Annotated in this window: 11 protein-coding genes; 7 read left to right on the top strand and 4 right to left on the bottom strand. The window is 73.6% G+C overall.

Annotated elements, in window-relative coordinates; all coding sequences use genetic code 11:
• The first annotated feature begins 9 nt into the window (after positions 1-9).
• On the top strand, positions 10-2,703 hold the full coding sequence (locus ABZT47_RS07315) for a phosphoenolpyruvate carboxylase (RefSeq protein WP_354837223.1): 2,694 nt from the start codon (positions 10-12) through the stop codon (positions 2,701-2,703).
• Between the two features lie 122 nt (positions 2,704-2,825).
• Here ABZT47_RS07315 and ABZT47_RS07310 read toward each other — a convergent pair whose 3' ends face one another.
• Positions 2,826-3,890, bottom strand: coding sequence for a formate dehydrogenase accessory sulfurtransferase FdhD (locus ABZT47_RS07310; protein ID WP_354837221.1), 1,065 nt, complete (start codon positions 3,888-3,890; stop codon positions 2,826-2,828).
• Positions 3,887-6,103: an FdhF/YdeP family oxidoreductase gene (locus ABZT47_RS07305; protein ID WP_354837219.1), complete on the bottom strand. Its 2,217-nt coding sequence runs from the start codon at positions 6,101-6,103 to the stop codon at positions 3,887-3,889. Before ABZT47_RS07305 ends, ABZT47_RS07310 begins: the two co-directional genes overlap by 4 nt.
• 213 nt (positions 6,104-6,316) lie before the next feature.
• Between ABZT47_RS07305 and ABZT47_RS07300 the strand changes: the two genes are divergently transcribed.
• On the top strand, positions 6,317-7,141 hold the full coding sequence (locus ABZT47_RS07300) for a biotin--[acetyl-CoA-carboxylase] ligase (protein WP_354837217.1): 825 nt from the start codon (positions 6,317-6,319) through the stop codon (positions 7,139-7,141).
• Positions 7,142-7,235: 94 nt separating this feature from the next.
• On the opposite strand, the gene ABZT47_RS07295 is transcribed toward ABZT47_RS07300, so the two are convergent.
• Both ABZT47_RS07295 and ABZT47_RS07290 read right to left on the bottom strand, forming a co-directional pair.
• Positions 7,236-7,892: a response regulator transcription factor gene (locus tag ABZT47_RS07295; protein WP_354837215.1), complete on the bottom strand. Its 657-nt coding sequence runs from the start codon at positions 7,890-7,892 to the stop codon at positions 7,236-7,238.
• Positions 7,883-9,031, bottom strand: a complete 1,149-nt coding sequence (locus ABZT47_RS07290) for a histidine kinase (protein WP_354837213.1) — start codon at positions 9,029-9,031, stop codon at positions 7,883-7,885. The genes ABZT47_RS07295 and ABZT47_RS07290 overlap by 10 nt, the downstream gene beginning before the upstream one ends.
• Positions 9,032-9,140: 109 nt before the next feature.
• Here ABZT47_RS07290 and ABZT47_RS07285 point away from each other — a divergent pair, with 109 nt between their 5' ends.
• The 5 genes from ABZT47_RS07285 (at position 9,141) to ABZT47_RS07265 (ending at position 14,140) form a co-directional block, all read left to right on the top strand.
• Entirely contained in the window at positions 9,141-10,673 is a 1,533-nt protein-coding gene (locus ABZT47_RS07285) for a serine hydrolase domain-containing protein (RefSeq protein ID WP_354837211.1), read from the top strand.
• Positions 10,674-10,750: 77 nt separating this feature from the next.
• Positions 10,751-11,263 (top strand): PH domain-containing protein, encoded by a 513-nt coding sequence (locus ABZT47_RS07280; RefSeq protein ID WP_354837209.1) that lies wholly within the window; start codon positions 10,751-10,753, stop codon positions 11,261-11,263.
• 33 nt (positions 11,264-11,296) lie between these two features.
• Positions 11,297-12,304 carry an adenylate/guanylate cyclase domain-containing protein gene (locus ABZT47_RS07275; RefSeq protein ID WP_354837207.1) on the top strand — a complete coding sequence of 336 codons (1,008 nt, stop codon included), beginning with the start codon at positions 11,297-11,299 and terminating at the stop codon, positions 12,302-12,304.
• Positions 12,305-12,390: 86 nt separating this feature from the next.
• On the top strand, positions 12,391-13,476 hold the full coding sequence (locus tag ABZT47_RS07270; protein WP_354837205.1) for an S-(hydroxymethyl)mycothiol dehydrogenase: 1,086 nt from the start codon (positions 12,391-12,393) through the stop codon (positions 13,474-13,476).
• Between the two features lie 40 nt (positions 13,477-13,516).
• Entirely contained in the window at positions 13,517-14,140 is a 624-nt protein-coding gene (locus ABZT47_RS07265; RefSeq protein ID WP_354837203.1) for an MBL fold metallo-hydrolase, read from the top strand.
• The last annotated feature ends 43 nt before the right edge of the window (positions 14,141-14,183 follow it).

The raw sequence follows: 14,183 nt of genomic DNA, 5'->3' as shown, positions 1-14,183 counted from the left end.
CTTCGTGGTATGGCCGCCAACGCATCACAGCAGGCAGAACGTTCTCTTGCCGAACGGCACAGTGCCGTCTCCGAGATGCCCGACGAACTGCGCGCCGACGTGCGCATGCTGGGGGAGCTGCTGGGCCGTGTCATCGCCGAGGACGGCGGGCCCGACCTCCTGGCCGACGTCGAACGGCTGCGCAAGGCGGTGATCGCCGCCCGCAGGCGCGAGCTGTCGGTCGACGAGGTGGCCGCCATGGTCGCCGAGTGGCCGGTCGACCGCAGCGTGCAGATCGCCCGCGCCTTCACCTGCTACTTCCACCTGGTCAACCTCGCCGAGGAGCACTACCGCATCCGCATCCTGCGCTCGCGCGACACCGGCGAGGCGCCGCTGCCCGAGTCGCTCGCGGCGGCGGTCGGCGAGCTGAAGCACGACCTCGGCGACGACGAGCTCGCCCGGCTGATCGCCGAGCTGGAGTTCCGTCCCGTGCTCACCGCGCACCCCACCGAGGCGCGCCGCCGCGCCGTGGCCACCGCTATCCAGCGTGTCAGCGTCCAGCTCGCCGAGTACAACGCCCCCGACCGCGGGGCGCACGAACGGCAGGAGGCCCACCGCCACCTGCTGGAGGAGATCGACCTGCTGTGGCGCACCGCCCAGCTCCGGCACACCAAGCTCGACCCGCTGGACGAGGTCCGCACGGCGATGGCGGCCTTCGACGAGACGCTGTTCCGCACCGTGCCGCGCATCTACCGCTCGCTGGACGCCGCGCTCGCCGAGGGCACCGGCAGGCGGGCCCCGCTCGCCCGGGCCTACATCCGCTACGGCAGCTGGATCGGCGGCGACCGTGACGGCAACCCCAACGTCACCGCGCGGGTGACCAGGGAGGCCGTGCTCATCCAGGCCGAGCACGTGCTCACCGCCCTGGAGAACGCCACCACCCGCATCGGCCGCAGCCTCACCGTCTGGAACGGCGACAGCCCGCCCAGCAAGGAGCTGGTAGAGGCGCTGACCGCGGCGGCCGACGACCACCCCGAGCTGGTCTCCGAGCTGGCCAAGCGATCGCCCCGTGAGCCGCACCGCCAGTGGCTGCTGTTCGTGGCCGCCAAGATCGCCGCCACCCGCCGCCGCGACCTCGACCTCGCCTACCGCTCGCCCGACGACCTGCTCACCGACCTGCGCCTGTGCCAGTCCTCCCTGGTCGCGGCCGGGGCGGCGCGCCAGGCGTACGGGGAGGTCCAGCACCTCATCTGGCAGGTCGAGACCTTCGGGTTCCACCTGGCCGAGCTGGAGGTCCGCCAGCACTCCCAGGTGCACGCCGCGGCGCTGCGCGAGATCGCCGAGGGCGCCCTCTCCGAGCGCACCGAGGAGGTCCTGGCCACCATCCGCATGATCGCCTGGATCCAGGAGCGCTTCGGGGTCACGGCCTGCTCCCGGTACGTCGTGTCGTTCACCCGGTCGGCGGACGACATCGCCGCCGTCTACGAGCTGGCCGAGCACGCGCTCGGCGGCCGTGCGCCCGTGCTCGACGTCGTGCCGCTGTTCGAGTCCGGGGAGGACCTCGCCAACTCGGCCGACGTGCTCGCCGGCATGCTGCGCCTGCCCGCGGTGCGCAAGCGCGTGGAGGCCAATGGGCGCCGTCTTGAGGTCATGCTGGGCTACTCCGACTCCGCCAAGGAGCTCGGCCCGGCCGCAGCGACGCTCAAGCTGTACGACGCGCAGGCCGAGCTGGCCGCCTGGGCCCAGGCCAACGACGTGCGGCTGACGCTGTTCCACGGCCGCGGCGGCGCCCTCGGCCGCGGCGGCGGCCCGGCCAACCGCGCCGTCCTGGGCCAGGCCCCCGGCTCGGTCTCCGGCCGGTTCAAGGTGACCGAGCAGGGAGAGGTGATCTTCGCCCGGTACGGCCACCCGGCCATCGCCCTCCGGCACATCGAGCAGGTGACCAACGCCGTCCTGCTCGCCTCCACCCCCTCGGTGGAGTCCCGCACGGCCGACGCCGCCGCCCGCTACCGCGTGCTGGCCGAGCGGGTCGCCTCCGCCTCCGAGCACGCCTACCGCTCGCTGACCGAGGCGCCCGGGTTCCCCGAGTGGTTCGGGCTGGTCAGCCCGCTGGAGGAGCTCGGTTCGCTGCGCCTCGGCTCCCGTCCGGCGCGGCGCGGCCTCGGCGCCCCCCGGTCGCTGGACGACCTGCGCGCGATCCCGTGGGTGTTCGCCTGGGCGCAGACCCGCGTCAACCTGCCCGGCTGGTACGGCCTGGGCAGCGGCCTGCTCGCCGCCACCCGCCCCGACCCGGCCACCCCCGGCGACCCGGGGCCGGGGCTCGATGAGCTGCGCCAGGCCTACCGCGAGTGGCCGCTGTTCGCCTCGCTCATGGACAACGCCGAGATGTCCCTGGCCAAGACCGACCGCGAGATCGCCGCCCGCTACCTGGCCCTCGGCGGCCGTCCGGACTTCGCCGAGCAGGTGCTCGCCGAGTACGACCTCACCCGCACGCTCGTGCTCGCCGTCACCGGCCACGCACGGCTGCTGGAGAGCAGGCGCGTGCTGTCGCGCGCCGTCCAGCTCCGCGACCCCTACGTCGACGCGCTGTCCCACCTGCAACTGCGCGCCCTCGCCGCCCTCCGCGCCGAGGAGCCCCTCTCAGAGGCCGAGCGCGAACGCCTGGAGACCCTCCTTCTCCTCAGCGTCAACGGCGTAGCCGCCGGCCTCCAGAACACCGGCTGACACCTTCGCCGAGGTGTCGGCGATCCAGCCGGGCTCGGGTACGCACGATCTTGCGTGCCTTTCGGCCGCCTGGCTGGAATGGTGTGGCCACGGCATCGCCGGGAGGTGTGGTGGCTGTTGTGTCACTCAGGATGGGTGACGACGCGGTCGGGGCAGGCGTAGATGTTGAAGCGTTCGTCTCGGAGGAAGCCGACGAGGGTCATGCCGAAGTCTCTGGCCAGGTCGACGGCCAGGGAGGACGGGGCCGAGACGCCGCACACCATCGGCAGACCGGCGGCCAGGGCCTTCTGCATGATCTCGTAGCTGGTCCTGCCGCTGACCAGCAGGAGGTTGGCCGCCAGCGGCAGGCGGCCGGACAGCAGCGCCCAGCCCACCAGCTTGTCCACGGCGTTGTGCCGGCCGACGTCCTCGCGCACGGCGAGCAGCGACCCGTCGGCCGTGAACAGGCCCGCGGCGTGCAGGCCGCCGGTCTTGCCGAAGATCCCCTGCGCCTGCCGCAGCCGTCCGGGCAGTTCGTACAGGATCTGCGCGGGTACGGGCGGCAGCGTGTTCGCGCGGTCGGAGGGCGCGTGGACGGCGAGCCTGTGGTCGGAGGGGTGGTCGACCGCGGACCCGCCGTTGGAGGGGGCATCGGGCGCAGGCAGGGCTGAGGGGTCGGCGAGCGGGGCAGAAAGGTCGGCGGGCCGGACAGAGGGGACGACGGGCGGGGCGGTGCGGACGGCGTGCAGGGCGGCGTGGCGGGTGTGGAGGGCGTCGAGGCTGGCGGTGCCGCAGACGCCGCAGGCGCTGGAGGTCAGGAAGTGCCGCTGCATGGTGGGCTGCTCGGGCAGGACGCGGCCGCGCAGGTGCACGGTGACGGTGTTGTAGCGCGCCTCCGGCGGCAGGTCCTCGTCGGTGCAGTAGGCGATCGAGGCGATGTCGTCCGGCCCCGCGATGCCCTCGCCGGACAGGAACCCGGCCGCCAGCTCGAAGTCCGCCCCCGGCGTCCGCATGGTGATCGCCAGGGTGCGGGTGTCGCCGCCCGCGGCGATGCGGATCTCCAGCGGCTCCTCGGTCGCCAGGTCGTCGCGGCGGTCGCGCACGGCCGTGCCGGAGACCTCGCGCACCCGTACCCTGCTGGTCGGCCCGGGGCGCGGGTGGCCGAGGGCGCCGGCCACCCGTCGCTCCGGCAGCTCGCCGGTGGTCATGGCGCGGTCTTCGTGAGCGTGACCACGGCGTTGTAGTCGGGGATGCGGGCGTCGGGGGAGCGGCGGGCGGCGTCCAGCAGGACGTTGCCCTCCGGCCAGTGGATCTGCAGGTTGCCCGGCGTCAGCGGCGCGCGCAGCACCCGGCCGGTGAACCGCCCGGCGGCGCCGCGCAGCTCGACCTCGGCGCCGTCGGGCAGGCCGAGCCGGTCGGCGTCGTACGGGCTGATCAGGACGGCCTCGCGGGTGGCGCCGTTGAAGCCGTCGCGGCGCTCGTGGACCATGCTGTTGAACTGCTTGCCGCGCCGCGTGGCCACCATGAACGACCCGTCGGGGCGTTCCAGCTCGGGCAGGGCGACGGCGGAGAAACGGCCGAGACCGTCGGCGGTGGGGAACCGGCCGTCGGGGCACAGGTGCCGCCCGCCGTACTGCACGTTGTCCCCGAACGCGGCCAGCTTCGCGATGCCGGCGTAGAACGGCACGGCGTCCTCGATCTCCCGGCGGATCTGCGGCGTGCCGCCCGGGTAGCGGACCAGGCCGGCGAGCTCGGGACGGGCGCGGGCGGCCAGCTCGGTGAAGATCTTCCACTCAGGCCACGCCTCGCCGACCCGCGGCCCCCGGACCTCGGGGGAGAAGATGACACGGCGCTCGGTCGAGGTCTCGGTGACCCCGCCCGCCATCTCGTACCGCGTCTGCGCCGGCAGCAGCAGCACGTCGCCCTCGGATTCGGCCAGCATCTGACTGGACAGCACGATGTCGATGTGGACGCGCAGCGGCAGGCGGCCCAGCGCCTCGCGGCAGTAGGCCGGGTCGGGCAGCACCTCCAGGAAGTTGCCGCCGGAGGAGACCAAGACGTCCAGCTCGCGCGCGTGCGCCGCGTCGATCATGTCGGTCGCGGTGAGCCCCGGCGTGGCGGGCACATCGAAGCCCCACTTCCCGGCGAACAGGCCGGCGTTCTCCGGGGTGATCGGCAGGCCGCCGGGCAGGCCGGTGGCGTAGGCGCCCATCTCGGCGCCGCCCTGGACGCCGCTGTGCCCGCGGATCGGCATCAGCCCGCAGTGGTCCCGCCCCACGAAGCCCCTGGCCAGCGCCAGGTTGACGATGGAGCGGACGTTCTCCTCGCCGTAGGAGTGCTGGGTGATGCCCATCGACCACACCAGCACCGCCGACCTCGCCTCGCCGAGCAGTTTGGCCAGCTCGTACATCTGCTCGCGCGTCGCGCCGCTGAGCGCCTCCAGCGACTCCCACGACTGCCCGGCGACGGCCCGCAGGGCGTCGTCGAAGCCGGCGGTGTGCGCGTCGATGAACGCCTTGTCCAGCCAGTCGTTCTCCACCAGGTGCTTGAGCACGCCGTTGAGGAAGCCGATGTCGCCGCCGACGTTCACTCCGAAGAAGTCGTCGGTGATCTTGGTGCCGAACATCGCCGACTCGGCGTTGGAGGGCACCCAGTAGCGCTCCATGCCGGGCTCGCGGTAGGAGTTGACCATCGCGACGCGGGTGCCGGCCTTCTTCGCGTGGTACAGGTACTTCATGGCGACCGGCTGGTTGTTGGAGGGGTTGGACCCGATGAAGACGATCAGGTCCGAGCCGATCCAGTCGGTGTAGGAGCAGGTGGTCGCGGCGGCGCCGATGGTCTGCTTGAGTGCCACCGTCGAGGGCGAGTGGCAGATGCGCGCCGCGTTGTCGATGGAGTTGGTGCCGAGCGCCCGCACGGCCTTCTGGGCGGCGAAGTAGTTCTCGTTCGGCACGCCCCGGCTGGTCAGGTACGCCCCGAGCCGCGCGCCGGGGTGCAGGTGCGAGGCCGCCAGGTCCAGCGCCTCGTCCCAGCTCACCCGGGTGAAGCCGGGCTCGCCCCGGCGGCGCAGCATCGGGTGGGGCAGGCGGCCGAGGTCGCGCAGCTCCGCGCTGCGCATCGAGGAGAGCCCCGAGACCTCGGCCAGCCGGGCGGTGTCCAGCGGCGGCATGGTGTTCAGCTGGAGCAGGCGCAGCCGGATGTTGCACAGGTGGATCTCGTCCATCGTCCAGTCGCGCATGCCCCGGGTGCCCAGGGCGCACCCGTCGCAGGTGCCCTGGGTGAGGATGCGCCAGGCGTAGCGCCGGTTGCCCTTGACCGACCGGAAGGCCTTCCACAGCTCCAGATAGTTGTTGGGTTTGCGCTCGCCGATGCCGAAGGGCTTCCAGCTCGCCCAGTTTCGAGGGTCCAGACGCTTGCTCACCGGACGTTCACCCGTTTCTCGTCCCTGCTGCCGGCCGTTCGCGCGGCTAGTTCATAGCATCACCCATTTGCCGGATCTGACGAACCGGGCGCGGTTCACGGGCGGCCGGCGGCCCGTTCCGCCGCCTCCCGGTGATGACCGCACTACCCACTGTCGGCCCGTCGTCCCGTGGGCGGGGAGGCGCGACGCGGAGGAAGGGAGGAGGATGGAGGGGTGCTTGACTCGCCGTACACCGATCTCGAGCGGCCGCCGCTGTCGCAGGCCGCGCTGACCAAGGCGGTCGTCCGCCCCGGAAGCCTGTGGTCGCGGCTCGCCGTCGTCGACCGCACCGGCTCCACCAACGCCGACTTGGCCCAGGAGGCGAGCCGCGGGGCCGGTGAGGGCGCCGTGCTGATCGCCGAACTGCAGGAGGCCGGGCGCGGGCGCCTCGGCCGGGTGTGGACGGCGCCGCCGCGCGCGGGCCTGACCTTCTCGGTGCTGCTCCGGCCCGCGGTGTCCCCGGCCAGGCAAGGATGGGTGACGCTGCTGGTGGGGCTGGCCGCCGCCTCGGCCGTGCGCCGCCTCGCCGGCGTGGACGTCCGGCTGAAGTGGCCGAACGACCTGCTCGTCGGCGAGCGCAAGCTCGCGGGCATCCTGGCCGAGCGGGTGGAGGACGCCGTCGTCGTCGGCATGGGCCTCAACGTCTCGCTGCGGCCCGAAGAACTGCCCGTCCCCACCGCCACCTCGCTGACCATCGAGAACGCCGAGTGCGCCGACCGTGACCCGCTGATCAGGGCGGTGCTGCGCGAGATCGAGACGCACTACCGCGACTGGATCGCCGCCGGCGGCGACGCCGACGCCAGCGGGCTGCGGGCCGCGTACGCCGCGGCGAGCGCCACGATCGGCCGGCAGGTACGGGTCGATCTGCCCGGCGGGAGCGTGCTGGAGGGCCTGGCCACCGGCGTGGACGCCTCGGGGCACCTGATCGTGCGCGCGGACGGCGCCGACCACGCCCTCAGCGTCGGCGACGTGGTCCACGTCCGCTCCGCCAAGTCCTGACGCCTCCCGCGGCGCGCCGCGACCGTCCTCTCGCCGCCCGGCCCGGCGCGCGTGCCGTCCGCCGGGCGCGTGCGGGGTGCGCCGGCGTGGGCGGTCAGCCGCCGGGGTCGTCGCCGAGGTAGCGCAGGATGGCCAGCACCCTGCGGTTGTACTCCGGATCGCGGGGGAGCCCGAGCTTGTCCATGATCGCGTTGATGTGCTTCTCGACGGTGCTGAGCGACACGTGCAGGCGTCCGGCGATCGCCGTGTTGACGTGGCCCTGCGCCAGGTGCCGCAGTACCTCCGTCTCCCGCGGGCTCAGCCTGCTCAGGGTGTCGGCGCGGGTGGTGTGGGCGAGCAGACGGCGGACCACCTCCGGGTCGAGCACCGTGCCGCCCGCCCGCACCCGCTCCAGCCCGTCCAGGAAGCCGGCCACCTCCGACACGCGGTCCTTGAGCAGGTAGCCCAGCCCCGCGGTGTCGCCCGCGAGGAGCCGGGTGGCGTAGGTCCGCTCCACATACTGGGACAGCACGAGCACGCCGACCTCGGGCCGGCGCCGCCGGATCTCCAGCGCCGCCCGCAGCCCTTCCCCGGTGTGCGTCGGCGGCATGCGCACGTCGACCACCGCGACGTCCGGGCGGTGCCGCTCGACGGCGTCGAGCAGCGCCGGGGCGTCCCCGACGGCGGCGACGACCTCGTGCCCGGCGTCCTCCAGCAGGCGGGCGAGGCCCTCGCGGAGCAGCACCGAGTCGTCGGCGAGGATCAGCCGCACGGCACGCCCTTCGGCATGGTCGCGCTGACCCGGGTCGGCCCGCCCTCGGGGCTGTGCACGCTCATCGCGCCGTCCAGCGCCAGGACGCGCCTGGCCAGCCCCGCCAGCCCGCCGCCGGCGGGATCGGCGCCGCCCGCGCCGTCGTCCGAGATCGTCACGGTCACCGCCCGCTGGTCCTCGGTCAGCTCGACCAGGATGTCCCGCGCCCCCGCGTGCTTGACCGCGTTGGTGATCGCCTCGCGGGCCACGAAGTACAGGGCGGTCTCGACCTCCGACGCCGGCCGCTCCGACAGCTCGTAGCGCAGGGTGACCGGGATGCCCGAGCGATCGGCGAGGTTCGCCAGCGCGGTCCGCAGGCCGAGCTCGTCCAGCGCGGCGGGGTAGATCCGCCACGCCACCTCGCGCAGTTCGTCCAGCAGCCGGCGCGATTCCCCGTACGCCTGGGTGACCAGGTCGTCGGCGCGGGCCGGGTCGGTGGCGTGCCGGGCCCGGCCGAGCAGCATCGCCAGGGCCACCACCCGCTGCTGCACCCCGTCGTGCAGGTCGCGCTCGATGCGGCGGCGCTCGTCGTCCACCGCCCGGACGATGCCCGAGCGGGTATGGGTCAGCTCGGCGATGCGCCTGCGCATCGACTCCGCGCCGCCGGGCCCGAGGAAGCGGTCGGCCAGCCGCCGCTCGCCCGCCCCCACGGCGAGGACGCCGAGGGCGACCAGGGTCAGCACGCCCCCCGCGCAGGTCAGTCCGAGCACCCCGCTGTTGGTGGTCACCCGCACCCCCGGCATGCGCAGCGGAACGTCCTCGGCCCCGCCGGAGGCCAGCTCCCACAGCCCGCCGGACAGCAGCAGCCCGCCCAGGAACAGCCCGGCGGCGCAGCCGTACCCGCCGAGGACGCCCAGCGCGGCGCGGGCCGCGACGAAGCCGTAGCCGCCGCCGGTCGGCGGGACGGGGTGGTCGAGCCAGGCCGTCAGCCGGGCGCGCTCCAGGGCCACCAGCCATGCCAGGCCGCGGTCCGTGACCGGACGCGCGGCGGGGACCAGGCGGGCCGGCCAGGCCGCGCAGAGGAACACCAGCTCCACCCAGCCGAGGACCACGCCCGCGAGCACGCCGACGGTGGTGCGCGCGATGCGGTTGCCGGACACGGCGGCAGTCTAGGCACCTCGCGGGCGCCAGGGGCATGGTGGTTTCCCGTAAAAGACGCCACGGGTTTCCGTGATGTCGGAGGCGGGGGCGGCTCCCTAGCGTCGTCGGGTGGTCCGAAACGCCTTCGCGGCGCTCTGCGTCGCCCTGCTGCCCATGTCCCTCCCGCTGCCGGCGTCCGCCGGGTTTCCGGCGTCCCTCCCGTCATCCGCGCGCGCTCCGCTCGCCGCCGTCCCGTCCTCGGCGGGCGTTCTGCTCGCCGCCGTCCCGTCCTCGGGGGGCGCCGCCACGGCGGGCGCCCCGCCCGGCGTCACGCCCGCCGCCGTCGACGCGTTCGTCGATCGGTACCGGGAGGCGACGGGATTACCGGGTGTCGCGGTCGCGCTCGTCAAGGGGGGCCAGGTCGTGCACGTCGCCGGGTACGGCCGGACCGCGACCGGCGAGCGCGTCACGGCGGACACGCCGATGGCCGTCGCCTCGGTCAGCAAGTCGTTCACCTCGCTCGCCGTCATGCAACTGGTGGAGAAGGGCGAGGTGGACCTGGACGGGCCGGTGCGCGACCACCTGCCCGAGTTCACCATGGCGGACCCCCGGGCGGCGCGGGTCACCGTCCGGCAGCTGCTCGACCACACCTCGGGCATGGCCGACTCCGCCTTCCACGAGCGGAGCCTCCCGCTGCCCGCGACGCTTCAAGGCGCCGTGGCGCGGCTCAGGACGGCCAGGCTCGCCGCCGCGCCGGGGACGGCGTTCAGCTACCACAACACCAACTTCCAGGTCGCCGCGCGACTGGTCGAGGTGGTCAGCGGCGAGCCGTTCGCGCACTACCTCCGCGCGCACGTGTTCACGCCGCTCGGCATGCGTCACAGCGGCACCGTCGACACCGAGCGCGACCTGCCCGGCAGCGCGCGCGGCCACCTGTACGTCCTGGGCCATCCCTTCGCGGTGCCCGAGCCGGCCGGGTTCGGCGGCGGCTCGGGCGGCGTCCTGTCCACGGCCGCCGACATGGCCCGATGGCTGATCGCGCAGAACCGCGGCGTGCCGTCCGAGCGGAGTGCCCGGGAGCTGCGCGCGGCATCGGAGCGGCATGCCCGGTACGCCCTGGGCTGGGAGCTCGGCACGACCGGGCGCGGCACCCCCTTCATCGGGCACGGCGGCGACCTGTTCACCTCGACGGCGGACCAGCTGCGCATGCCGGAGTCCGGGTACGGCGTCGCGGTCATGGCCAACACCGGGACGGCCTTCGGCGACGCCCACGCGATCACGGACGGTCTGGTCGCCCTGATCGAGGACGCCGAGCCCGAGGTGCCCTCCGCGCTGCCCTACCTCCTCATCGACGTCGTTCTGCTGTCGCTGACCCTGGCCACCGCCGGTCTGGCCGCTCGCGGTGTGGCCAGGTCCCGGCGCTGGGCCGCGCGGCGTACCGGATGGCAGCGGTCTCGCCTGGTGCCCTATCTGACGCCGCTCGCGCTGTGCGCGGGGATGGTCCCGGTGTTCCGCGTGCTCTCCCGGGGGCGCGACATCGCGTGGATCCAGCTCTGGTACCTCTACCCGACGTTCATGCTCTGGCTGGTCGTGGCCGCGGTGGCCTGCACGGCGGTGGTGGTCGCGCGGCTCCTCGGCGCCATGGGCGCACGGCGGCGGTAAAAGCCCGGCATGGGACCCGCCGCGCCGAGGGCGGCGTTCGCAGGTGCCGGGCCGCTGGGCGTGTCACGATTTGCCCTATGGGTCTCCCTGAACATCATCTGACGACGGGGGAGCGGGTCGTCCACTCGTTCCACCCGCACTGGAAGCGCCTTGTCCTGCCGTTCATGGCGCTGCTGCTCGTCGTCGCCGCGTCCAGCGCGGCTTTTCTCCTGATTCCTACCGATTACGAGTACGCCAGGTACGCGTGGATCGCGGTCGCCGTCGTCTCGGTGGTCGCGCTCACCCTCTGGTCGTTCATCCCCTACCTGCGGTGGAAGACGACCTCGTACACGCTGACCACCCACCGCTTCAACATCAGCACCGGCATCCTCAGCAAGTCCGACGACGACATCCCGCTGACCAAGGTCAACAGCGTGAGCTCCGACCAGACCTTCATCGAGCGGATGCTCGGCTGCGGCACGCTGGTGGTGGAGTCGGCCTCCGACAAGGGGGAGATCAACCTCAGGGACATCCCCAAGATCCAGGCCGTCCGGTCGGAGCTGTTCCGGCTGGTGGAGGACGCCTCCGATGGGGACATCGACGGCCGGTGAGACATGCCCCGAAGGTGGCGTAACCTCCTGAAGGTGGCTGAGACCGACACCGTGCGCCGTCCCACCGCCGAGGAGATCGAACGGTTGTTCGTGGGCTCGGCGCCCCGCCACACCCGCGGCGAGGTGGCGAGCCTGGCCGGCGTCCCCCCGGAGCTGGCCCGGCGCATCTGGCGGGCCCTCGGGTTCGCCACGCCCGCCGACGACACCCCCGCCTTCACCGACGGCGACGTGGAGGCGCTGCGCCGCGTGGCCGGGATGCTCGGCGGCGAGACGATCGACGAGGAGACCGTCGTGCGGATGGCCCGCGCGCTCGGCCAGACCACGGCCCGGCTCGCGCAGTGGCAGTCCGAAATCATGATCGGCGCGCTGTTCGACCCGGCGGAGCCGCCCGGCGACCAGGAGCTCGCGGGCGCGGTGGAGGCCACGCGGCGGCTGCTGCCCGACTTCGAGGCGCTGCTCGTGCACGTGTGGCGGGCGCAGCTCGCCGCCGCCGGCACCCGCCTGCTCGCGATGGCCGACGTCGGCGCCGAGACGGGGCCGGGCCGCCCCAGCATGGCCGTCGGGTTCGCCGACCTGGTGTCGTTCACGCAGGTGTCGCGTGAGCTGGACGAGCAGGGCCTGGCCGAGCTGGTGGAGAACTTCGAGGCCAAGACCTCCGACGTGGTCGCCGGCCACGGCGCCCGGCTGGTCAAGACCCTCGGGGACGAGGTGCTGTTCACCGCGCCGACGGCCGAGACGGCGGCGCGCGTCGCCCTGGACCTGGTGGACGTGCTCCGCGAGGAGGGCAGGGACGTCCGCATCGGGCTGTCGTACGGCCCCGTCCTGCCGGCCATGGGCGACGTCTTCGGCACCACGGTGAACCTCGCGGCGCGGCTCACCGCGATCGCCCGGCCCTGCACGGTGCTGGTCGACGCGGGCCTCGCCGAGGCGGTCGAGGGCAGCCCCGGCCTGCTGCTCCACCGCATCCGCCGCAGGCCCGCCCGGGGTCTCGGGGTGATCCAGCCCTACGTGCTGCGCCGGCCCCCGGAGGGCCCGGCCTGACCGGGCGGCCCCGGGGCCCGTCGACGTTGTCAACGCACATGCGTGCCGCTATACGTTGTGCAGGCCAACAGAGGGAGAGACGCACCATGCCGTACGAAGTCCAGGGCGTGATCGCGGGTGGCAAGGGCGAGGCCGTGACGCTGCAGACCGTCATCGTCCCCGACCCCGGGCCGGGCGAGGCGGTCGTCAACGTGCAGGCGTGCGGGGTGTGCCACACCGACCTGCACTACCGCGAGGGCGGCATCAACGACGAGTTTCCCTTCCTGCTCGGGCACGAGGCCGCCGGAGTGGTCGAGGCCGTGGGCCCGAACGTGACCGGTGTCGCCCCCGGCGACTACGTGATCCTCAACTGGCGCGCGGTCTGCGGCAACTGCCGCGCCTGCCTGCGGGGCCGCCCCTGGTACTGCTTCGCCACCCACAACGCCGCGCAGAGGATGACGCTGGCCGACGGCACGCCGCTCAGCCCGGCCCTGGGCATCGGCGCGTTCGCCGCCAAGACCCTGGTCGCCGCCGGCCAGTGCACCAAGGTGGACCCCGACGCGCGCCCGGCGGTGGCGGGCCTGCTCGGCTGCGGGGTGATGGCCGGCCTCGGCGCGGCGATCAACACCGGCGGCGTCTCGCGCGGCGACTCGGTGGCCGTCATCGGCTGCGGCGGCGTGGGCAACGCGGCCATCCTCGGCTCGTCGCTCGCCGGCGCCGCGAGGATCATCGCGGTGGACGTGGACGACCGCAAGCTCGAACTGGCGGGCGGGTTCGGCGCGACGCACGTGGTGAACTCCTCGACCGCCGACCCGGTGGAGGCGATCCGCGACCTGACCGGCGGGCACGGGGCCGACGTGGTCATCGAGGCGGTGGGCCGTCCCGAGACCTACAAGCAGGCCTTCTACGCGCGCGACCTGGCGGGCACCGTCGTGCTGGTCGGCGTGCCGACCCCCGACATGACGCTCGACCTGCCGCTGCTGGACGTCTTCGGCCGGGGCGGTGCGCTGAAGTCCTCCTGGTACGGCGACTGCCTGCCGAGCCGCGACTTCCCCATGCTGATCGACCTCTACCTGCAGGGGCGGCTCAACCTCGACGGGTTCGTGTCCGAGACCATCGAACTGGACCAGGTCGAGGAGGCCTTCGCCAAGATGCAGCGCGGCGAGGTCCTGCGCTCGGTGGTGGTCCTGTGACCCGCGCGCGGCGGGCCGTGACACGAGAGGAGGGCCCGCGATGACCATCGGGAAGATCGTCACCTCGGGGACGTTCACGCTGGACGGCGGAAGCTGGGACGTCGACAACAACGTGTGGCTGGTCGGCGACGACCACGAGGTCGTGGTGATCGACGCCGCGCACGACGCCGAGGCCATCCGCCAGGCGGTCGGCGACCGGCGGCTGAAGGCCATCGTCTGCACGCACGCGCACAACGACCACATCAACGCGGCCGGCGCGCTGGCCGACGCGACCGGGGCGCCGATCTTGCTGCACCCGGCCGACGCCGTGCTGTGGGAGATGGTCTACGACGCCGAGCGCGAGTACGAGCCGCTCAAGGACGGCGACGTGATCGAGGTCGCCGGAGCGGCGCTGCACGTCCTGCACACCCCCGGCCACGCCCCGGGGGCGGTGTGCCTGTACACGCCGCAGCTCGGCGCCGTGTTCACCGGGGACACGCTGTTCTCCGGCGGGCCGGGGGCGACCGGGCGTTCGTACTCGTCCTTCGGCACGATCATCGACTCCATCCGCGACCGGCTGCTGACGCTGCCGCCGGAGACGGTCGTGCACACCGGGCACGGCGACTCCACCAGCATCGGCGCCGAGGCGCCCGATCTTCAGGAGTGGATCGACCGGGGGCACTGAGCGGGCGGACCGGACGCGGGGGTACGCGCCGGAGCGGGGCATG

Origin of the sequence: Sphaerisporangium sp. NPDC005289 (assembly GCF_040607455.1) — a bacterium.
Taxonomy (GTDB): Bacteria; Actinomycetota; Actinomycetes; order Streptosporangiales; family Streptosporangiaceae; genus Sphaerisporangium; species Sphaerisporangium rhizosphaerae.
This window is presented reverse-complemented; position numbering and strand designations above follow the sequence as displayed.